This window comes from Vibrio sp. Vb0667 (assembly GCF_033391095.1).
In genome coordinates, this window is the sequence record NZ_JAWPOL010000227.1 from 1 (window position 1) to 1,263 (window position 1,263).

General features: G+C 48.9%; 1 protein-coding gene. It reads right to left on the bottom strand.

The features are described 5' to 3' along the window. Positions 1-1,160 (bottom strand): YifB family Mg chelatase-like AAA ATPase (locus R8269_RS24820; RefSeq protein ID WP_318222858.1); only part of this gene is annotated, 1,160 nt, incomplete at its 3' end. Positions 1,161-1,263 lie beyond the last annotated feature (103 nt).

Below are 1,263 nucleotides of genomic sequence, written 5' to 3' on the forward strand. Positions count from 1 at the left end.
GGAATTTCTAACGACATATCAAAACGGTCGAGAAGCGGTCCCGATAAACGACCCAAATAACGCAAAATGGCCTGAGGATTGGTACGCGCTTGATTTCCTTCATAATAGCCCGTAGGGCTCGGATTCAGCGCCCCCACCAGCTGAAAACGAGCAGGAAAACGCGTTTTTCCTTGTGCGCGCGAAATGATGATCTCACCCGATTCCAATGGTTCTCGTAACGAGTCCAACACTTTACGGTCAAACTCCGGCATTTCATCAAGGAACAATAACCCATTGTGAGCCAAAGAAATCTCACCTGGTCTTGGCACCGAGCCACCACCAACTAATGCCGCCATCGAACTGGAATGGTGCGGCGCACGAAACGGACGCGACTTCCAGTTGTGCTCATTAATCTCACTTTGCGTCAGTGATGCGACTGAAGCCGTTTCCATCGCTTCTTCGTCGCTCATCTCCGGCAGTAAGTCGCATAAACGCGATGCCAGCATGGTTTTTCCTGTACCAGGAGGACCAAGGAAAAGTAGGTTGTGGTTTCCAGCCGCCGCAATTTCTAGAGCACGCTTTCCTTGTTGCTGCCCAATGATGTCTTGTAGATCTCGACCATGTTTTTCAACCGTTTTTCGCTTCGGAGTTTGATAAAGATTGAGACGATGCTGACCACATAACTCCGCACACACCTCAAGTAAGGATTGCGCTGACTTATGTTGCTCTTTGCCCACCAGCGCCGCTTGATCGCCATTGACATGAGGCACCACCAAATGACGTCCTACTTTGCTTGCAGCCAACGCGGCAGGAAGCACACCTTTGACAGGTCTTAACCCTCCAGACAGGGCTAATTCGCCAACACATCCGAAGTTTTTGAGCCTATCTGTCGCGATTTGCTCTGAAGCCGCCAAAATACCCAATGCGATAGGCAAATCAAAACGTCCGCCTTCTTTAGGTAAATCCGCCGGGGCCAAATTGACCGTAATGCGCTTGGCTGGAAACTGGAAATTTGAGTTGATGATCGCACTGCGTACACGATCTTTGGATTCCTTTACCGTAGTCTCCGGCAACCCAACGAGAGTAAAGCCGGGCATGCCATTACTGATATGCACTTCCACACTAACTGACGGCGCTTGCACCCCGACACTTGCCCGACTATGAATGATTGCCAGCCCCATAAACTCCCCAATCTATTGAACACTATATAAACAAATGTTTTATCTATGTGGTTATGTTATATACCGCGTCCCAATTGAGAGTTAATGTGAAAAAAGAATGACT